The organism is Sphingomonas sp. PL20 (assembly GCF_017875905.1).
In the GTDB taxonomy this organism is placed as follows: Bacteria; Pseudomonadota; Alphaproteobacteria; order Sphingomonadales; family Sphingomonadaceae; genus Sphingomonas; species Sphingomonas echinoides.
The window spans coordinates 413,504-434,292 of sequence record NZ_JAGINH010000002.1 but is presented as its reverse complement, the minus strand read 5'-3'; the positions used below and the strand labels follow the sequence as shown (position 1 = coordinate 434,292).

General features: G+C 65.2%; 15 protein-coding genes. 10 read left to right on the top strand and 5 right to left on the bottom strand.

Annotation, left to right across the window (positions count from 1 at the left end):
- Positions 1-30 precede the first annotated feature (30 nt).
- Positions 31-2,745, bottom strand: coding sequence for a TonB-dependent receptor (locus tag H4W01_RS02160; protein WP_334685122.1), 2,715 nt, complete (start codon positions 2,743-2,745; stop codon positions 31-33).
- Between the two features lie 163 nt (positions 2,746-2,908).
- Here H4W01_RS02160 and H4W01_RS02155 point away from each other — a divergent pair, with 163 nt between their 5' ends.
- Positions 2,909-3,742: a DeoR/GlpR family DNA-binding transcription regulator gene (locus tag H4W01_RS02155; RefSeq protein ID WP_209609714.1), complete on the top strand. Its 834-nt coding sequence runs from the start codon at positions 2,909-2,911 to the stop codon at positions 3,740-3,742.
- A 10-nt stretch (positions 3,743-3,752) separates the two neighbouring features.
- On the opposite strand, the gene H4W01_RS02150 is transcribed toward H4W01_RS02155, so the two are convergent.
- Positions 3,753-4,178, bottom strand: a complete 426-nt coding sequence (locus H4W01_RS02150; protein WP_209609713.1) for a flagellar basal body protein — start codon at positions 4,176-4,178, stop codon at positions 3,753-3,755.
- Positions 4,179-4,180: 2 nt separating this feature from the next.
- The gene (locus H4W01_RS02145; protein ID WP_209609712.1) at positions 4,181-7,045 is read right to left on the bottom strand and encodes a hypothetical protein; all 2,865 of its coding nucleotides are present in this window, start codon (positions 7,043-7,045) and stop codon (positions 4,181-4,183) included.
- Between the two features lie 84 nt (positions 7,046-7,129).
- Between H4W01_RS02145 and H4W01_RS02140 the strand changes: the two genes are divergently transcribed.
- From H4W01_RS02140 to H4W01_RS02105, 8 genes are all read left to right on the top strand, one after another.
- Complete coding sequence (locus tag H4W01_RS02140; RefSeq protein ID WP_435804090.1) at positions 7,130-8,158, top strand: flagellar motor switch protein FliG; 1,029 nt, start codon at positions 7,130-7,132, stop codon at positions 8,156-8,158.
- Positions 8,159-8,171: 13 nt separating this feature from the next.
- Positions 8,172-8,831, top strand: a complete 660-nt coding sequence (locus H4W01_RS02135) for a FliH/SctL family protein (protein WP_209609710.1) — start codon at positions 8,172-8,174, stop codon at positions 8,829-8,831.
- Positions 8,832-8,990: 159 nt separating this feature from the next.
- Positions 8,991-10,541 carry a flagellar basal-body MS-ring/collar protein FliF gene (gene fliF / locus H4W01_RS02130; protein ID WP_334685121.1) on the top strand — a complete coding sequence of 517 codons (1,551 nt, stop codon included), beginning with the start codon at positions 8,991-8,993 and terminating at the stop codon, positions 10,539-10,541.
- A gap of 13 nt (positions 10,542-10,554) precedes the next feature.
- Complete coding sequence (gene fliN, locus H4W01_RS02125) at positions 10,555-10,908, top strand: flagellar motor switch protein FliN (protein ID WP_010406976.1); 354 nt, start codon at positions 10,555-10,557, stop codon at positions 10,906-10,908.
- A 5-nt stretch (positions 10,909-10,913) separates the two neighbouring features.
- Entirely contained in the window at positions 10,914-12,248 is a 1,335-nt protein-coding gene (locus H4W01_RS02120; RefSeq protein WP_154651343.1) for a sigma-54-dependent transcriptional regulator, read from the top strand.
- A gap of 5 nt (positions 12,249-12,253) precedes the next feature.
- Complete coding sequence (flhA, locus tag H4W01_RS02115) at positions 12,254-14,338, top strand: flagellar biosynthesis protein FlhA (protein ID WP_209613212.1); 2,085 nt, start codon at positions 12,254-12,256, stop codon at positions 14,336-14,338.
- 60 nt (positions 14,339-14,398) lie between these two features.
- On the top strand, positions 14,399-16,828 hold the full coding sequence (locus tag H4W01_RS02110) for a flagellar hook-length control protein FliK (RefSeq protein ID WP_209609708.1): 2,430 nt from the start codon (positions 14,399-14,401) through the stop codon (positions 16,826-16,828).
- A gap of 12 nt (positions 16,829-16,840) precedes the next feature.
- Positions 16,841-17,518 (top strand): flagellar hook assembly protein FlgD, encoded by a 678-nt coding sequence (locus H4W01_RS02105; protein WP_209609707.1) that lies wholly within the window; start codon positions 16,841-16,843, stop codon positions 17,516-17,518.
- 182 nt (positions 17,519-17,700) lie between these two features.
- On the opposite strand, the gene H4W01_RS02100 is transcribed toward H4W01_RS02105, so the two are convergent.
- Positions 17,701-18,042, bottom strand: coding sequence for a hypothetical protein (locus H4W01_RS02100; protein ID WP_010406969.1), 342 nt, complete (start codon positions 18,040-18,042; stop codon positions 17,701-17,703).
- A gap of 217 nt (positions 18,043-18,259) precedes the next feature.
- Positions 18,260-19,585: an MFS transporter gene (locus tag H4W01_RS02095; protein WP_209609706.1), complete on the bottom strand. Its 1,326-nt coding sequence runs from the start codon at positions 19,583-19,585 to the stop codon at positions 18,260-18,262.
- A 118-nt stretch (positions 19,586-19,703) separates the two neighbouring features.
- On the opposite strand from H4W01_RS02095, the gene cyoA reads away from it, so the two are divergent.
- Entirely contained in the window at positions 19,704-20,789 is a 1,086-nt protein-coding gene (gene cyoA, locus H4W01_RS02090) for a ubiquinol oxidase subunit II (protein ID WP_209609705.1), read from the top strand.

Sequence of the window (20,789 nt, the reverse complement as noted above, 5' to 3'; positions counted from 1 at the left end):
CAAGCCCGACGCGCCGCCCGGTGGGGGTCGTCAGAACTTCAGCGTGAAACCGGCAAAGACGGTACGGCCACTCTGAGTCTCGTTATGCAAGCGGTGATAGATGCTGTTATACTGCACCTCGGTGGTGTTGGCGATGTTGATTGCGTCCACCGTCAGGCGCAGCTTGCTCGTAAGGTTCACGAACGCCGCTGCGTCGACATACACCGTGCCGTCGAAACCGTCCTGGCTCGCCGGGTTGGAGCCGTCATAGACGCTGAGCAGATAGGACGACCGATAGTTCGCCGATCCGCGAATGCCCCAGCGCTTGGTTTCGTAATACAGCGTGCCGTTGGCGTTGGTCTTCGACAGACCCGGGATCGGAGACTTGATGCCCTTCACCGGCGCGTTCGAATCGAGCACCGTCACGTTCGCCGAAACGCCGAACTTGTCGAACGGGGCCGGCAGGAAGGTGAAGTTGGTCTGCGCCGCGGCCTCGAAACCGGTGACATAGGCCTTGCTCAGGTTCACCGGCCGCGAGAATTGCGCGACGATGGTGGTCGGCGTCACGCCCGACAGCGTCGAAAGCGGCAGGCCCGTCGTGCTGAACGGGACATTGTACAGCGTCTCGGTCGAGATCAGGTTGCTGATGTCCTTGTGGAACACGCCAACCGAGATCAGCCCGATCTTGCCGAAATACCATTCGGCCGACAGGTCGTAAGCATTGTCCTTATACGGCTGCAGGTTGGGGTTGCCGACGCTTGCGGTGATCTGGCCGCTATCGGCATTGGCGCTGCCCGCCGCCGCCAGCGAACCCAGCGAGGGACGGTTGATGTTCTTGGCAGCCGCCACGCGGATGAGGAAGCTCGGCGTGACTTCCAAAATGGCGTTGAGTGCCGGGAGCACGCCCGAATAGCTCGATTTGGTGACGTTGCTGCCGATCGGCGTATCGTTGCTGTTGGTGATCAGGCCATTGCTGTTGAGGTCGGTGAAATATGCGCGAAGGCCGACATTGCCGCGCAGCCGCATCCCCGCAACATGGCCATCCCAATCGAGCTGGCCATAGGTCGCCTTGGTGGTTTCGGTGACGGTGTAGGTGTTTTCGATGTCGGTCGCACCGGCGGTGGTGTGCGACGCATTATATTGGGCGAACGCGGCCGCATAATTGCCGGTGATCCAGCTCGCCGCCTTGTTCTGCGTGAAGACGTCCGCATAGGCGGTCACCGCGGTGCCGGTAAATTGGCGGAACTGCCCGTCATTGTAGATTTCGGAGCCCGACGTGCTGTAGCGGCGATAGCTCGCCCCGCCGCGCAACGTGAACACGTCGCCCAGCTTCAGGTGGGCGTTGCCGGTCGCTTCACGCAGGCTGGTCTTGTTCCAGAATTCGCGGAAGTAGAATTCCTTGAACTCATATTTCGACGCATCGGTGGTGTTCCAACGATAGACGTTGGTCGCCGAGGTGCCGTCCGCCGCATAGGTCGTGGTCATGCCACCGTAAGCGCGCAGGTAGAGCTTGTCGTCATACGGCGTGGTGTATTTCGAATCTTCATAGCCGACATGCCCGTCAAAGCCGAGATTGTCGTTCACATCCCATTTGCCGGTCAGCGCGATCTGGTTGAAGCGGTTCTTGTTGAGCGAGCGGCGATGTTCGCTGGCATAGGTCACGTTATCGACGTTGATCGAATCGACGAAGTTGCTGCTGTCCCAATGGATCGCGTTGATCTTGGACGTCGTGTCGAACGCGACCGAGCCCGAGGTGTTGTTGGGCCGCGTCGCGAGATGATATTCGTCGCGGTGCGTGGTGAATTCGCCATGCAGCGCATCGAGCGTCAACAGCACATTGTCCGCCGGACGCCACTGGGTGGCAAGCGTCAGGCCGAGACGCTCCTGCTGGGCGTCCCAGACCGACAGGCGGTTACCCGAGGCGAACACCAGATCGCCCGACTTGAACTTGGTCTGCTGGTCGGCAGACAATGACGAGATGTCGAGGCCGCTTTTGAGGTAACCGGCGATCTTGCTCGCGCTGAGCTGGGTCGGCGAATAGGTGTTGTAGCCCTGCTCTTCGGTCTTGCGCTTCGAATAGGCGACCGAGACGAGCACGCCGAAGGTGTCGCCCCAATTCTGGCCGATCATCGCGGCGATGCGCGGCTGCGCATCCTTGGTGTAGCTGTTGGTGCCGAGCTTCGCCGAGATCGCGCCGGTAATGCCCTGCTTATATTCCAGCGGCTTGGCGGTGAACAGGCCGACCGTGCCGGCCATGCCGCCTTCATTCTGCGCCGCCTGATAGGTCTTTTCGACCTCGATGCGCGAGAACAGTTCGGACGCGAAGATATTGAAGTCGAACGCGCGGTCGCGCGAGCGCTGGCCACGGCTGTCCATCGCTGAGTCGACGTTGCCCAGCACTTCCATGCCGTTGAGCTGGACGCGGGTATAATCCGGCCCCAGGCCGCGCAGCGTGATGCGGCGGCCTTCGCCCGCTTCGCGGTTGATCGCCACGCCCGGCAGGCGCTGGATCGATTCGGCCAGGTTGAGTTCGGGGAACTTCGCCATGTCTTCCGCGACGATCACATCCTTGACGATGTTGGAATCGCGCTTCAGGGCACGCGCTTTGGCGAGCGACTGGATATAGCCGTTGACGACGATATCGGCCGGTGCCGCATCGGTGCTGGCGGCGGCTGGATCGGTCGCGGTCTGCGCCATCGCGCTGGTTGCAAAAACTCCGCTCGTGGCGGTTGCGATCGCCAGGATCGCCGTGCTCATTTTACGCATTTTGGTGCCCTCCCTGCGCGGCGGTGAAAGCCCATGCCGCGCTGCCCGACCCGGCCGGTAGAGCGCGCACATGACGCTCATGTGACATTTTGTGGTTTTATGGCGGCTTTGATGTGGATAAATGTGAGTTTCCATTGTGTGACAGCCGCGATATGATCCGGCCATGCAGACTCCGTTCTCTCCGCTCGACGATGCTCCAGGGCCGCGCGTCATCCAGAGTTCGCGGATTGCGGCGATCCTCAAATTGCTCGAGGCGCGCTCCAGCCTGTCGATCGCGGAGCTGGCGGCACGCTTTGACTGTTCAGAAGAAACGATCCGCCGCGATATCCGCCAATTGGAGCAAACCGGCCGCGTGCTGAAGGTGCATGGCGGCGTGCGCATGCCCGATGCGGACTTCGAAGCGCCCTATCGCTTGCGTTTCCGCGAGCAAGCCGATGCCAAACAACAGATCGGCCGGGCGGCTGCAGAACTGGTCGAGCCGGGCATGTCGCTGCTGATCGATTCGGGCACCACATCCTTCTGGCTGGTGCGCGCGCTGGCGCGGGTGCCCGATCTCACCATCGTCACCAACAGTATCGAGGTCGCGAGCGAAGTGCTCGGCCGCCCGAAACAACGCCTGTTCCTCGCAGGCGGCATCATCAATCACGATTATCGCGCCGCCTTCGGGCCGGAGGCGATCGCTTATTGTGGCGGCTTCATTCCCGATTTGACGATTTTTTCGATGGGCGCGATCGATGTGGAGCGCGGCTTCCTCGATTTCGAGCCCGACGAAGCCACCTTCAAACGCGCCTTGATCGAAAGTGCGCGCCGGATCGTCGTGCTGGCGGATTCGACCAAATTCGGGCGCAAGGGCACAACGCGGGTGGCAGGCTTTGGCGATGTTGCCGATCTGGTGACCGATGCGCCGCCGCCCCACCGCTTTGTCACGGCGGCGGCAGCCACCGGCATGGCAGTCCATGTGGCCCGCCCGGCGACCGCAGAGGCCCAGCCGCTATAAGGCCAACGCCTTACCCGCCATGGCCAATCGCCGTCTTCAGCATCGAAAGCTGTTTGCGGTAAATGTTGGTCATCGCCGCGAAATCGGCCTGGATCTGCCCCATCTTGAGCAATTGATCTTCCAGCGTGACGTTGTTGCCGTCAGGCTTGGTCTCGCTCACATTGGTATCGAGGATCGACGATGCCCCCATCGGCGCACGCGCGCCGAGCGCGGCCATGCCCTCGGTCAATTGCACCGTGGGCACGGCGATACCCGGTGCACCGCCCGCCGCGCCGCCTTGCGCCGCAAGCAGCGCCGAGAAATTGGGGGCCGCGACATCGCGGGCCTTGAAGCCCGGCGTCTCGGAATTGGCGATATTTTGCGAAATGACGCGCTGGCGATCGGCCAGATGCTTCATTTCGGTGCGGATGCCCGACAGGATCGCGGGAACAGCCATGCTCAGCCTCCGAACAGGGATACGAGGGAACCGCTATTGCTCGTGTCCGAAGTCGACGAGCTCAAGCGCGCAAGGGCAGATTGATACCCCGCCAGTTGCGCCTGCTGATAGGCGCTCACCGTGCCGCCACCGGCCTTCTTCGTGTTATTGACGATCGACGCCTTGGTATCGTCCCAATAGAGAGATCGATACGCAGTCTGCGTCATCGACAATGCCGACTTGATCTTGCCCAAGGCCGCTTTGGCATCCTCAGGCGTCGCCAAGGTCAGCGAGGTGCTGAGGTCGAGCCCATAGGCACCGCCCGGTCGCACGGTCGGCGCATTGGCCGCGACCGGCAGCGGCGTCTCGATCCGCTGCGGCGCAATGCCGAGCTTGGACAGCGCGTCGCGATCCCCGGTGCCGGGAATAAGCTCGATCGAATGCCCCGCAGCGGCATCGATGCGCAGGCTCTTCATGCCGCTGATCCTGGGCGTGCTGGTGCTGCCCTTGGTGCCCGTCAGCTTGCCGATCCGGTCCGACAGCGTCTGCATCGTGTCATCGGCGGTGATGGTAATCTTCTTGGCGGTGCCGCCATCGATGCTGATCGAGAAGCTGTCGCCCACGCGGAGTGCGGTCTGCGTCACCAATTTGGCCGAGACTTCGGGGTTGATCGTGCCCGTGCCAAAGCCGATCGCGCCCAGGCTGTTATCCCCGGTTGCCGCCACCGCCAGCCGCACCGGCTGCGTCGTCTGCCCGCTTTGACCGAATTGGGTGGTGCTGGCGATCGCGCCGGTCGCGCCGTCGATCCGGCTGACAAAACCATCCACCGTGCCCGAGCGCGCGGCACCGATCGTGCCGGACGTCCGCCCGCCCACATAGATCGCACCGTCGAGAAAGGCGACGCTATCGACCTGGTCATCCTGCGCGCTGCCAACATACGTGACCGCCGCGCCGCTCAGTGCACCGTCAATGCGCGCGACAAAGCCATCGCGCCCGCCCGACGTGCCATTCACCTGTGTGCCCGAAAGCGCCGCGCTCACGGAACCGCCGACCGCGATCGTGCCATCGCTTCCGACCGCCAGCGCGCGGGCATCGGCGGTGCCCAGATCAAGCGTCGCCAGATCGTTGGACAGGGCGCTCGCATCGAGCTTGCGCAGTTGCGCGGTGCCGTTGTTGTTCACAAGCGCCAGCACATTGCCGTCGCTGCCGATCGCCAGCGCCGTGACCGATTCGCTTCCACCCGAATCGATCGCGCGACGATCGGCAACGTGGCCCGTCGAATCGAGACGCGCGACAAAGGCGTCGCCGCCCCCGGTCGCGCTCTTGCCCCCGACGAAGACCGAACCATCATTCCCGATGGCGAGCGCTTTGGCGACGTCATTGCCAGTGCCCGGCACCACCGTCGTAAACGCTTCATCGCCCAGCGTGCTGTAGCGCGCGACGAACATGTCGCCGTCATGCGTCACCCCGTCGAGGCTGCCCGTGACGGTACCCGCCACCACGACATCGCCATTGGCGGCGACACTGACGGCAGCGCCGGTCGAGGCCCCGGCCGCGCCGAGACCGCGTTCCCATACGACCTTGCCCGCGCCGTCGAGCTTGGTCAGGAACAGCGTGTCCGATCCGTTCGAGCGTTCCGACCCCAGATCGCCGCGCGTCGTGCCCACCACATAGGTGTTGCCCTGCGCATCGGTCGCCATCGCTGCGGCATCGGTATTGGCCTGGACGGCGGTGTTCTTGGTGGTGGTCGCCACCGCCTTGCCATTGTAATCGGTCTTGAAGGTCGTCGTCGAACTGGTCGTCTTGCCGGCGATCTTTGCCTGTTCGGTGGCAACACGGTCGAGCGCGCTCAGCGTCGCCACCGACTTTTGCACCATCGCGCCGGCAGGATCGGCGAAGCGGAAGATCTGCGTCGCGGTCGGCGTGGTGGCGGTCTGCTGCCCGGCGACCGCCGTCTGCCCGGGTGCGAGCGCGACCGGCCCGCTCTCTCCGGTCGCGACGAGCAGCGCGGGCTTGGCGTTGATCTGGTCGATCGTCACACGGTCGGTGCCGTTGGGCGCGTTGAGCGTCAGGCCCCATTTGTCGGTGCCGCGTTCCGGGGTGAAGTGCGCCAGCCACTTCGGCTGCTGCATCCCCTTGTCATCAAGCTGCAAGCTGCCATCAGGATTGAGGCGCGGAAGCGCTGAAATGGCGGCGTTGAGCGCGTCCGAGACCGAGTCCAGCGTCGGCGGTTGCGGCCCTTGCGACAAATCGACCGTCAGCGTGTCGCTCGCCCCCGGCTTGGAGAGCGTGATTTTGAGTTGCTCCTGCCCGGTCATCCCCGGCAGCGGGTCCGACCGGCTTGCCGCCACTTCCGGCCCCTTTACGGTGTACGCATCGGGCGACGGAATCCCGACGCTCGTCGCGCTGCGCGCGGGCTGAGCGAGCGAGAGATCCAGTATCCCGTTGGGCGCGTGTGCCAGAAAGCCCTGCAAATCCGTCAGGCCTTTGGCGAAGGTCGTCTGCAGCGTCGCGCGCTGCGCGGCGTTGCTGGTGGTGGCGGTCGCGGTTTCGGCGAGCAGCCGCAAGCGATCGAGCGCCTTATAAGTGGTAAAGCTGGTCTGCACGTCGCTCGGCAGCGCAGCCGGGCCCGTCGCGGGCTTGTCGATGATCGTCGTCATCGCCTTGATCGCAGACACCTGCGCCGACACCGGCAAGGTCGTCGGCGTTTCCTTCCACGGCGGCGTGGTTGGCGCAGTCGTAAACTGCGCCTTGGCGACGCGCACGGCTTTGGTCTCGATCGCGGGCGCACTGCTGTTGGACGCGCTGAAATCCGCGAACGAATTGCTGCCCGTCATGAGGCTGAGACCGATCAAGCTACCCGATAAATCCGCCGACATCTCCGTCATCCCTATAAGACTCTTCCTATAATAGCAGGGAGAGACGCTCGAAGGCCGTGCTTTCGGCGAATTTTCTGGGGAAAATTGGTGAACATGATGGCGCAAATGGGCGAACCGCCTGAAATGAAGCGATTCACCGGGCAACAGCGGGCTGCGGCCTTGATGCTCGCACTCGGAAGAGAACATGGCGCGCCGATCTGGGAACAGCTGTCGGTCGACGAAATTAAGGAATTGTCCGCCACGATCGCGGGCCTTGGCCGCATCCCTGCGGTGGTGGTCGAATATCTGCTGGTGCATTTCAGCGGCGAGGTCGCCAGCATGGCCTCGCTGCACGGTTCCTATGAATCGACCGAGCGCTTGCTCTCGGGCATCCTGCCGGGCGATCGCGTCAAGGACATCATGGAGGACATTCGCGGCCCCTCGGGCCGGACGATGTGGGACAAGCTGTCCAACGTCAGCGAAACCGTGCTCGCCCAGGGGCTGCGCCACGAATATCCGCAGACGGTGGCGGTGATCCTGTCGAAGCTGCGCTCGGAACATGCCGCCCGCGTGCTGTCCGAATTGCCCAGCGAATTTGCGGTCGATGTCATCATGCGCATGTTGCGAATGGAGACCGTCCAGAAGGAAGTCATCCTCGAAATCGAGCAGACGCTGCGCACCGAATTCATGGCCAATCTGTCGCGCTCCAACAAGCGCGATCCGCATGAGGCGATGGCCGACATGTTCAACGCGCTCGATCGCGCGACCGAGGAAAAGATGCTGGCGGCGCTCGACGAGCGCGTGCCCGAATCCGCCATCCGCATTCGCGCCTTGATGTTCACCTTCGAAGATCTGGGCAATTTGCTGCCCGCCGCGATCGGCGTGGTCGTGCGCAATGCCGACAAGCGCGAAATGGCGCTGGCGCTGAAGGGGGCCCCGGAGGAGATGAAGAAGCTGTTCTTCAGCACCATGACCGAACGCGCCGCCAAGCTGCTGCGCGAGGACATGGCCGGCATGGGGCCGGTGCGTGCGCGCGATTGCGAAGAAGCCCAGTCCTCGCTCGTCCGACTTGCCAAGACCCTGGCCGATGCCGGGGAAATCACGCTGGTCGATCCCAAGAGCGACGACACGATGATCGTGTGACGGAGACAGGCATATGAGTTTTGAAACCGTCCAGCGCTTCGCCTTCGACCGCGTCTTTACCGAGATGGGCCCGACGCCGTTCGACATGCCCGATTCGATGCTCGATCAGGCGGCGCTGCGCGCCGAGCTGGACGCGCGCAAGGCCGATCATGAAAATGCCCTCTCGATCGCCCGCGCCGATGCGTTCGAAGCCGGGCTTGCTCAGGCACGCACCGAACGCGACGCGGCATTGCTGTGCGCGATCGATGCGATGCACGGCGCGCTCGATGCGCTCGACGCGCGCTTTGCCGAGACCACACGCCGCATCGTTGCCGACGCCACCGACGTGGCGCTGGCCGCGGCCGATGCCATTGCCGGCCGCGCGCTCGCGCGCGATCCGACCGGGCTGATCGATGACGGAATCGGCCGGGTGCTGCAGCAGGTCGCGCGCGGCACCGAGCTGCAAGTCCGCGTCCACCCCGATCTGGTCGAGGCGGTCGAGCAGCGCGTCGCCGCGCGCCAAGCCGCCGACCGGCGCAAGCTGCATGTCGGCGTCGTGCCCGATGCGACGCTCGCCCCGGGCGATGCGTTGATCGATTGGGAACAAGGCGGCCTGCTGCTGGAAAGGGCCGCGCGACTGGCCGCAGTGGAAAGCGAACTGGCCTCGCTGCTCCCCCCTCCCCCGACCGCCTGATGGCTCCACACGGCAATTTTTTCCGCCCGGCAGAAATTGCCGCCCGTCTCCATCCTATAAGATAGTCATGGGGGCTCGCCCCGACGGTCAGGATCGGGACTCACTTTGGAAGCAGCGCGCACTCTCTTTTCGCAATTGGGCGTAAGACGGCTTGCCGTAATGGCGGGTGTGGCGCTGGCCGTATTGGCGGCGCTGGCGTTCGTCGCGACGCGCGGATCGACCTCTTCGATGGGCTTTTTGTTCACCGACCTCGATCCTGCCGCCGCCCAATCGATCACCGAAAAGCTGAAGGCGAAGGGCGTCGAGTATCGCCTGTCCGCCGACGGCACCTCGATCCTCGCCCCACAGGACAAGTTGGCCGAATTGCGCATGGCGATGGCGGGCGACCATCTTGGCGGCAAGATCGGCTATGACGTGCTCGACAACGAACAGAGCTTCGGCGTGTCCGCTTCGCGCGCGAAGCTGAACGAGACCCGCGCGATCGAAGGCGAATTGGGCAAATCGATCGAAAGCCTGGACGGCGTATCCAAGGCGCGCGTTCACATCGTCATGCCCGAGCGCGCGATGTTCGCGACCGAAAGCCGCAAATCGACCGCCGCCGTCACGGTGAAGACCAAGGGGCGGCTGTCCACCGAAGCGGTCGCCTCGATCCGCTATCTCGTCGCCTCCTCAGTGCCCGAGCTCGCGCCCGAAGCGGTGTCGGTGGTCGATCAGACCGGTGCCCTGCTGGCCCGTGCGGGCGATGCCGGATCGGCGGGCGGAGCCGAAGCCGATGAGCGCCAGACCGCCACCGAGGCCAAATTGCGCGACGAAATCGAATCGCTGCTCGCCCCGATCGTCGGCATGGGCAAGGTCCGCGCCGAGGTCTCCGCGCTGATCGACCGCGACCAGACGCGCGAGGAAACCACCGCCTTCGACCCCGACAAGCAGGTCATCGGCCATCAGACCACGGTCGAATCCGGCGACCAGAATGCCGAGAACAACGCGACCACGCCGCAAGCCTCGGTCGCGGGGCAATTGCCCGACGCGCAGGCGACACCCGCTGGAGGAACCGGCACCTCGCGCAAGACCGCGAGCACGCAGAATTCCGAAGACACCACTTATGAGAATAGCAGCACCCACACCGTAACGGTGCGCGTTCCCGGCCAGATCAAGCGGCTGTCGATCGCGGTGATGGTCGATGGCGGCCCGAAGGGCCTTCCCGCTGCCCAGATCCAGCGGCTGACCCGGATCGTCGAAAATGCGGCCGGCATCGACACCAAGCGCGGCGATAGCGTCGTCGTCGAGAGCATGCCCTTCACCGCTGGCGATGCGCTGGCTGAAAACAAGAGCGGGCTGCTGTCGCTGTTGCCAATGGACAAGATTTTCTCGCTGATCGAACTGCTGGTGATCGCGGTGGTCGGGGTGATCGTGCTGCGCATGTTGCTGCCGAAACCATCGCCGGAACCCGTCGTCGTCGCGGAGCAGGTGCAACAGCTCGGCAGCGACCCCGAGCGCCTGGCGCTGGCCGCGCGCGCCGCCGATGGCGACCCCGACGCGATGCAGCAAATCGCCGCGCTCGGCGGCGACCAGCATCTGCTCGACCAGGAAATCGCGCTCGCCCAGGTCGATGGCCGCATCAAACTTTCGGCGCTCAAACGCATCGGCACCACGATCGCCGAAAGCCCGCCCGAATCCGCCTCCGTAATCCGGCAATGGATGAACTCATAAGATGGAACAGCCCATGGATTCCGAACCCTCGCTGGTCGCGCTCGACCCGCCTGTGCAGACCGAACAACCCTTCATCGCCGATTTCGCGGACGAGCCAAGCCGCGCGCCCGCCGGGGGCAGCCCGGCCGAGGGGCTCGAAGCGGTCTATGATGTGCCGGTCAAGGTGCAGGCCGTGCTCGGCCGGTCGCGCATGCCGGTCGGCAAATTGCTGCAACTCGTCGTCGGCACCGTCGTCGAGCTCGACCGTCGCGTTGGGGAGCCGGTCGACATCTTCGTCAACAACCGCCTGATCGCGCGCGGAGAAGTCGTGCTGATCGACGGCTCGCTGGGCGTGACGCTGACCGAAATCGTGCGGGGCGAACGATGAAGGGCATGACCCCAGCGGTACGATTGCTGCTCGTTGGGGCCCCCGGCTCCGAATTTCGCCTCGCCGCCGATCTGGCGCGCGCGGCGGGGGCGGACGTGACGATGGCGGACGATGCCGCCGAAGCCATCGCACTGCTGCGGATAAGCGGTGGCGATCTGGTGATGATCGATGTCGATGCCGATGTGCGCGGGTTCTTGCAGCATTTGCGCGACGAACGCTTCGCCGTGCCGGTCATTGCGTGCGGCATCAACGCCTCGGCCCAGCAAGCGGTGGCGGCGATCCGGGCTGGCGCGCGCGACTATCTGCCGCTGCCGCCCGAACGCGCGCTGATCGCCGCCGCGATCGCGTCGGTTGTCGCGCGCGGGTCGATCGAAATCCTGGGCGACGCGCCCGATCTTGCGCGGGCGCGCAACCTTGCGCTGGCGGTGGCGCGCAGCGCGTCGCCCGTACTGCTGGTTGGCGAAACCGGCACCGGCAAGGGCCTGATGGCCCGCGCGATCCACGAAGCATCGGGTCGGCTCGGTCCGATCCTGGTCGTCGAATGCGCCGGAGTCGCGCCTGAAATCGTCGATTCGGAACTGTTCGGACATGAGCAAGGTGCCTTTGCCGGTGCGCTTGGCCTGCGCATCGGCCGGTTCGAAAAGGCCGGCAGCGGCACGATCCTGCTGCGCGAGGTCGGGGCGCTGTCGCCGGGGACGCAGGCGCGCCTGCTGTCGGCACTGCAGGAACATCACATCCGGCGCATCGGCGGCAGCCATTCGGTGGCGGTGCAGGCGCGCGTCCTCGCCACGTCCACGATCGACCTGCAGCAGCGCGTTGCGGCAGGCGCATTCCGCGCCGATCTGCTCGCCCGGCTCGGCCTTGCCCGCATCGAAATGCCGCCGCTGCGCCAGCGGCGTGGCGATATCGCATTGCTCGCGCGGCACTTTGCCCACCGCCTCGCCGACGCGGACGGGCTGTCGCCGCGTCCGCTCAGCGATGCGGCGGAAGGCGTGCTGCAGGCCTATGGCTGGCCGGGCAATGTCAGCGAACTGGAAGACGCCATCCACCGCGCCGTGCTGATCGCGCGCGGCCCCCGGATCGAGGCGCGCGACATCGTCCTGGTCGATGGCTCGCAACTCGCGCAGGAGCACGCCGCCACCGAAGGCCGCCTCGAAATCGAAGGACTGGTCGGCCGCACCGTCGAAGAGGTCGAGCGCGAACTGATCCTGCAAACGCTGCAGCGCTGCCACGGCAACCGCACTTCGGCATCGGGCATCCTCGGCATTTCGGTGCGGACGATGCGCAACAAGCTGAAGACCTTTATTGAGGCCGGTATCGCCGTGTCGCCCGCGCCGTGAACGCTGTGCTGCCGCTACCCATTACCCGCTTGCTCGAACGGATCGGTGCCGGGCGCGATCTCGCGCTGGCGTTCGGCGTCATCGCCATCATCGGCATGCTCATTTTGCCGATCCCGGCATGGCTGCTCGATATCGGCCTCGCTTTGTCGATCACCTTGTCGGTGATGATCCTGATGACCTCGCTGTTCATCGAAAAGCCGCTGCAACTCTCGGCTTTCCCGACGATCCTGCTGATCGCGACGATGCTGCGGCTTGGCCTCAACCTCGCCTCGACCCGGCTGATCCTGGGACACGGGCATGAGGGGCCACAAGCGGCAGGCGGGGTGATCGGCGCGTTCGGCGAGTTCCTGATGGGCGGCGAGACGATCATCGGCCTGACCATCTTCGCGATCCTGATCGTCATCAATTTCGTCGTCATCACCAAGGGCGCGGGCCGCATCGCCGAAGTCGCCGCGCGCTTCAGCCTCGACGCCATGCCCGGCAAGCAGATGGCGATCGACGCCGATCTCTCGGCGGGCATGATCTCCGAGGAGCAAGCCAAGGAACGCCGCGCCGAGGTGGAGGCCGAAAGCGGTTTTTACGGCTCGATGGACGGTGCCTCCAAATTCGTGAAGGGCGACGCCGTCGCCAGCCTGCTGATCACTGGCATCAACATCATCGTCGGGCTCGGCATTGGCGTGTTCTCGCACGGCGTGCCGGTCGCCGAGGCGTTCCGCACCTATACCGTGCTCACCGCAGGCGATGGCCTGGTCAGCCAGATTCCGGCGCTGATCGTCTCGGTTGCGGCGGGCATGCTGGTGTCCAAGGGCAGTGCCCGCGGCAAGACCGGCAATGCGCTGGGCGAACAGCTCGGCCGCTTCCCCAAGGCGTTCGGCATGGTCGCCTTCCTGATGGGCGCGCTGGCGCTGATGCCGGGCCTGCCCTTCGTGCCCTTCGCCGGTTTTGCCGGTCTGTCGGGTTGGCTTGCCTGGAGCATGAGCCGCAAGGCAATCGCCACCGCCAATGCCGAGCGACTGGCCGAAGCGACCGAGGCCGCGACGGTCAAGATCGTTGAGGAGCCGATCGCGCAGACGCTGGCGATCGATTCGCTGCGCATCGAAATCGGCTATGCGCTGCTGCCGATCATCAACGATGCGACGCGCGAACCCCGCCTTGATGATCAGGTCCGCGCGCTGCGGCGCCAGATGGCGACCGACTACGGCTTCGTGCTGCCCGCCGTGCGCATCATCGACAATATGGCGCTGGGGGCGAGCGAGTACGTCATCTACATCAAGGAAAGCGAAGCCGCGCGCGGCGAGGTGCGGCTCGACAAATTGCTGCTGATCAACCCCGGCGGCGGCAATCCCGGCCTGCCCGGCGAGCCAACGCGCGAGCCGGTGTTCAACCTGCCCGCTTTGTGGATCGATCGCGAGTTGCGCGAGGAAGCGGGCTTCCGCGGCCTGACCGTCGTGGATTGCGGCACGATCATCACCACGCACCTGACCGAACTGGTGAAGGACAATATCGCCGATCTGCTGTCCTACACCGAAACGCAAAAGCTGCTCGGTGACATCCACAAGGACGCGGCCAAGCTGGTCGCCGATATCGTGCCGTCCAAGGTCTCGGTGTCGAGCGTGCAGCGCATCCTGCAGAATTTGTTGTCGGAAGGGATTTCGATCCGCGACATCCCGACCATCCTCGAAGGCATTGCCGAGGCGTCGGCCTCGACCAGCAATTTGACGATGATGACCGAACATGTCCGCTCGCGCCTCGCCCGGCAGATTTCGGTGGCGCAAACCCGCGACAACGCCATTCCGGTGGTGACGCTGTCGCCCGAATGGGACACAGCCTTTGCCGACAGCATTGTCGGCACCGGCGACGACCGCCAGCTCGCCATGGCCCCCTCCACGCTGCAGGGCTTCGTGTCGGCGGTGCGCGAAACCTACGATCGGCTGGCCGAGAGCGGCGAGATCCCGTGCCTGCTCACCAACCCCAGCGTGCGCCCGTTCGTCCGCTCGATCATCGAGCGCGTGCGGCCTTCGACCGTGGTGCTGTCGCAGAACGAAATCCACGCCCGCGCCCGCATTCGTGCGCTTGGCACGGTCAGTTGAGCACGCTCCCGCTGCGACCCGCCTATAATGGAATGAAGGCCTCGCCGTGAAAGGAACTGCATGCAGATCGTTGGAAGCGGAATGGCCGGATTGCCCGGCGCAATCGGTCGCCCCAACGGTGTAGCGCAGGATTTTGCGGCAACCCTTGGCGACCTCGTTTCGCTTAGCGTTCCGGCGGCTGCTACCGCTTCGCCAGTGCTGCCGTTGTCGACCGCCACCAGCGACACCGGTGCGATGGCGTTCACCACGCTCGCCCTGCTGGGGAGTGCATCGGCGACGACGCTGACGACCGCACAGGCCGCTGCGACACCGAACCCGCCCGCGCCGTCTTTGATCGGCGCGTTGGGCACCGCCCCGACCGTATCGGAGGGCGTTACGGCACCGTTTGGTACTGTAGCATCCCCCGCCACCGTACCCGCCCGTCCGTCCAATACGCCATCGGTTGGCGATCTTGTGCTGAAGCCCAGCTCCGCAGGGTTGGCGATCACCGCACCCTCCGCGCCGAAGATTGCGACTGACCTAGCGCCGACGCTGCTGGCGGCACCCCTTGTTTCTACTGACGGTTCCCTCGTCGCCGCGCCGTTGCCAACCCGCCAGGGCGCGCCAGGCACGACCGCAGCAGCCCCGGCGCGCGAGCTCGGCAACGCGGTCGCGTCAAACGCCACCGCGACCAACGTCGCGACGACGCCCGCCGTCGCGGCGACCACCGACACGCCAGCCGCTGCTGCGCCCGATGCGCCAGCGGCCAACGCGGCTCCCGTTCCGCCTGCAGGCGTCGTGGCCGCCAGTCCTCTCATCCAGGCCGCAGCACCGCGCGCAGTGCCGGTCGCAACCACCTTTGCCTCCCCGATCGACGACGCCAACCGCGAAACGGTACTGCCGCCGTCAACCGTCCTGGCAGGGGGCAAAGCGGATGCCGCAGGCACAACCGTCACCCCGGCATCCGCGCCCGCCCCAGGACCGACGACCACCCCCACCGCAACCGCGCCAATCCCGCTCCCGCCGCAAAGCATGCCAGCGCAGGCAATGGCGGTGGCACCGGTCGATGCCGCGATGCCCGCCGCGCCGGAAAATGCCGCGTCCGCTGCGCCCGCGCGGCCCGGCAAGGCCAAAAGCAGTGCGGCGAACGACGGCACGCTGGATCCGGCCATGCCAATGGCAGTGGCACCGGTCGCCCTCGCCGCAACGACCGTGCCCGTCATGCCTGTCGCGACGGTCGCGACGGCAACGCCAGCGGTGTCGGCCAGCGTCACGGACCCCCCTGCGGCACCGGTTGCGCCCCCCGGCACACTGGTGCCCGACTCACGCCAGCCAATCGAAGCCCCCAACGCCCTTCCAGCGCCACCGGCAGCCGCTTCCAGCGCGCTACCCGACGGATCGCCGCGCCTGTCTGCGCCGGAATCCCGCATAGAGTCGGCGAGTCCGGCCTCACCACCATCACCGGTCGGACAAGGCACCCCGCTGCCGACGGCGCAAAACCCGATCGCCGACGCTCCGCCTAGTGCATCGCCAGCAGGGCCTGCGGTGCCGGTTGCCAAGACCGCGCCAGACGCCATCGCCGCGACCGTCCTTCCAGCGGAAAGCCCGGCCACGCCAGCGGCCCGGCCCGCCGTGCGTGCGCGGCGCGATCATGCCGATGCCGAGGTTGAAACGCCTGACCAAAGCAGCCCCGCGATGGCCGCCGTAACGCCACCACCGACGCCGACGGATGCGACAGGCGGCATTCCCGCGACGGCGCAGCCCTCGCCACCCCCGCAAACCGCCGCGCAAGACACAACGCTCGCCGCCCCCGCGAGCGCCCCCGCCCCGCGCGAGGTAAGCGTTTCCGCAATCCTTCCGCCAGCCGATACCGGGCTCAGCACCCCACACCCTTCGCTCGCCAGCAACCCGGCTCCGACCCTGCCGACATCTGGGCTGCCGACCCCCGCCGATGCGCCGCAAAACCCGCGCGGCACCGATCTCCCACCCGGCCAGCCCGCCGGCACTGCCGCTGCGGCAATGGTCGCACCAACGGCGGTTGGCGCGCGCGCGCCGATCGCTACCGCCGCACCCCGCACGCTGATCTCCGCGCAACCAGGACGGATCGGTCGCGAAACCGGCGTGGCGATTGCGCATCGTATCGGCACCGGTGGCGATGAGATGACGCTGCACCTCAGCCCGGCCAGCCTCGGCCGGATCGAGGTCAAGATCGCGTTCGAGGATGGCAGCCTGCGCGCCACGTTGCGCGCCGACAATCCCGCCGCGCTCGACTTGCTGCGCCGGGACAGCACCGACCTGTCGCGCGCGCTCGATCAGGCAGGGGTGCGCTCGGACTCGGCCAGCCTTTCCTTTCAGGGGCGCGGTGCCGACGGCCAACCGGCCGGGTCGCGCCAGCAATCGCCCTTCGCCGCCTTCGCCCAACGCGGGCAACAGGCCGATTCGCCGACCACACCCATCCCCGATTCCTATCAGCCGCTGCGCACCAGCAGCCGTGTCGACTTTCTAGCATAAGGGACCATCGCGATGACCACGACGACCGCCATCGGAGCCACCAGCCCCACCGCCGCAACGACGGCGACCGCCGCTGCGCCCGCGACCGGGATCAAAGCCGATTTCAACATGTTCCTGAAATTGCTCACCGCGCAGATGCAGAATCAGGATCCGCTGAGCCCGATGGACACCTCGCAATATACCCAGCAGCTGGTGCAATATTCGCAGGTCGAGCAATCGGTCCAGCAGAACACGACGCTGAACTCGATCCTGAGCAATTTGAACAATCAGGGCCTGACCCAGGCATCGGGCATGATCGGCCGCAGCGTTACCATCAATTCTGATGTCGCCGGCCTTTCCGCCGGAACCCCTGCGAGCTGGAGCTATTCCGCCACGCTCCCGGTTTCGACGCTAACGTCGTCGATCACGGATGCGTCGGGAAAAGTGGTGATGACCGGGCCGATGACGCCGACTGCGCAAGGAACCTTGTCGTGGGATGGCAAACTGGCCGATGGATCGACCGCGCCTGCCGGCAGCTACACGCTGGCGCTCACGGCGACCGATGCGGCGGGCAACCCGGTTCCGGTGACCATCCATGCCCAAGGAACCGTGCAGGAAGTCAGCTCCGCCAACGGTGCATTGACGCTCAAGGTCAATGGGGCACCCTACACCAGCGATAAGTTGCTCGGCATTGCCGCAGCCAGCAACTGAATCAAAGAAAATCGCAATAATGTTTGAAGAAATTTGAATTTATACTATATTAAAAGTGAGATCTGCCCGCGTCAGCCCCCAATGACTCCGGCAGATCTCACCCGATCATCAAAATTATCTATAAGTTGCAATGTGTAGTATAGATGTGCTCTTTATTGAGCGCATCTATTGCAGCATGCGACTCAGCGCGCTGCGGAAGCCCCGGTCCATGGGCGCGATGCTTCCATCACCCCACGCGGCAACGCCGGATCGATCGTGAAATCGTCGACCAAACAGCCCTTAAGGTCAGCGGGCAGCGCCAGCATCGCCAGGCAATCGGCGATCGCGGGATCGTCACACGGGCCGATCGTATCGACGACATCTTCGAAGGTCGCACCGGGGGCCATCAGGCCGCGGCTCAAGGCCGCGTTCCACAAGGCGCGGGTGTTGACGACATCTATGGCAATGCTGATTCGGTATCGATCGCCTTGGCTGACGCCAGGGTTGGTATAAGCCGACATAGCTTGATGGTCGCTCAGATCCACTCGCACTCTCCCCCCAACGCGATCGCCGCGAACCGCAGCGAACGACCACGATCTAGCGAAGGCGAGCGATCGGCCGAATTGAGGGCAACCCCTTAGGTTGGAAACCCGGTATTTCCCTCGAAGCGATTCTGTTCTATTATAGGACGGTTCGCGTTCCAGGTAACGCAAGTGGCGCTTAAGAATGTCGGGGTGATCCGGGCGGTGCCCGGACCGAAGCTTAGGCCCGACCCGCCAGTTCCTTGTTCAGCCACAAGGCCGCCAGCGTCGCGAGTGCGCCCGACAGCAGATAGCCACCCGCCGCCGCCAGCCCGAAGTGCGACGACAGGAACAGGCCGACCAGCGGCGCAAAGCCTGCTCCGACCAGCCATGCCAGATCCGACGTCAACGCAGCGCCGGTATAGCGGAAATCGCCCGAGAAATTGGCCGCCACTGCGCCCGACGACTGGCCGAACGACACGCCGAGCAGCACGAAACCAAGCGCCATGAACAGCACTTCGCCGGCTTCGCCAGCGCCCAGCAATTGCGGCGCGAACCCGGAGAACACCGCGATCGCCACCGCCGACGCGCCGAGCAGCGAGCGCCGCCCGAACCGGTCCGCCAGATAGCCCGAGGCGACGATCGCAAGCACACCGATCACGCCACCCAGCACTTCGATCACCAGGAAGCGCTCCGGGCCGCCGCTGGTGTAGAGGAACACCCACGACAGCGGGAACACCGTGACCATGTGGAACAAGGCGAAGCTCGCCAGCGGTGCGAAGGCACCGATCACGATCGTACGGCCCTGCCCGCGTACCGTCTCCAGCACCGGAGCCGGCTGCAGCGCGCGGCTTTCGAACATGTCCTGATAAGCCGCCGTGCTGACGATGCGCAGCCGTGCGAACAGCGCGACGACGTTGATCGCAAAGGCGACGAAGAACGGATAGCGCCAGCCCCAATCGAGGAAATCCGCCGCCGACAGGCTGCTCGTCAGATAGGCGAACAAAGCGGCGGCCACCATCAGGCCCAGCGGCGCGCCGAGCTGCGGGATCATCGCATACCAGCCGCGCCGATTCTCGGGCACGTTGAGCGCCAGCAGCGAGGGCAAACCGTCCCAGGCACCGCCGAGCGCAACGCCCTGGCCGATACGGAACAGGCCGAGCAGGATCGCGGCATAAACGCCGACCTGCGCGTAACCGGGCAGGAAGCCGATCGCCACGGTCGACCCGCCAAGCAGGAACAAGGCGATGGTCAGCTTGGTGCCGCGCCCAAAGGCGCGGTCAATCGCGAGGAACAGGAACGATCCGATCGGGCGGGCGATGAAGGCGAGCGCGAACAGCGCGAAGGAATAGAGCGTCCCCGTCAGACGATCGACATAGGGGAAGACCAGCGTCGGAAACACCAGCACCGAGGCGATCGCATAGACGAAGAAGTCGAAAAACTCCGACGTACGCCCAATGACGACGCCGATCGCGATTTCGCCCGAGGTGATTTCGCCGTGCTCGGCATTGATTCGGCCGGCATCGGCTTCGATCGCGCGCGAGGTAGGCGTGGTGGCTGCAGTCATCGGTGTTCGAACTCCCGGCATGATCGCCGAACGCCCCCTCTAAGCGTGCTGCACTGCAGCGGGGATTGGACAAAGTGTCCAATGGGAGGCCCGCTGTCCCGCGCGTATCTGCGCCGGCATGACCCGAACCCCCTTATTCCGCCCCTTGGCGCTGCTTGCGCCTGCCTTGCTCGGTGGGTGCAGCGCCGTCGTGCTGGACCCGGCGGGCGATCTTGCAGTGCAGCAAGGCAACCTCGTGATTTTCTCGACGGTGCTGATGCTGCTGATCATCGTGCCGGTGATGACGCTCATTGCCGTGTTCGCGTGGCGCTATCGCTCGACCAACACCGACGCGCCCTATTCGCCCGAATGGCACCATTCGACCGCGCTCGAACTCGTCATCTGGGCGGCCCCGCTGCTGATCATCATCTGCCTCGGCGCGGTGACCTGGACCAGCACGCATCTGCTCGATCCCTATCGTCCGATCGGCCGTCTCGATGCGGGTCGCGCGGTCGCCGCCACGGCCAAGCCGGTGCGCGTTCAGGTGGTCGCGCTCGATTGGAAATGGCTGTTTATCTATCCCGATTACGGCATCGCGACGGTCAATGAGCTGGCGGCACCGGTCGATCGCCCGCTTCAGTTCGATTTGACCTCATCCAATGTGATGAACGCCTTTTATATCCCGGCGCTGGTCGGCCAAATCTACACCATGCCCGGCATGACCACCAAGCTGAACGCGGTCATCAACCATCCCGGCAATTATGCGGGCTTCTCGTCCAATTTCAGCGGCGATGGCTTCTCGGGCATGCGCTTCCGCTTTCATGCGGTGTCGGAGGGGCAGTTCGACCAGTGGGTCGGGCGGATCCGCGCTGGCGGTGGCGCGCTTGACCGGCAGGGCTATCTCAAGCTCGCGCGGCCGAGCGCCAATGTTCCCGTCGCCCGCTTCGCGAGTGTGACGCCCGGCCTGTTCGATGCCGCCGCCAACCGCTGCGTCGCCCCCGGCGAGACCTGCATGAGCGCCATGATGCAAGCCGATGCCGGTGAACATCACGCCAATGTCGCCGCTGGCCGCCCGACCCAGAAAATGGCGATGCCGATGGCAACCTCCGCCCCGCTTCCTGCCACTACGCAACCCGGCGCGCGCCTTACCGGTGCTGGAATGCCGATGCCCGGCACCCGCGCAACAGACGTCCCGGCGACCGCCGGCGACCGAAGGACTTTCTGA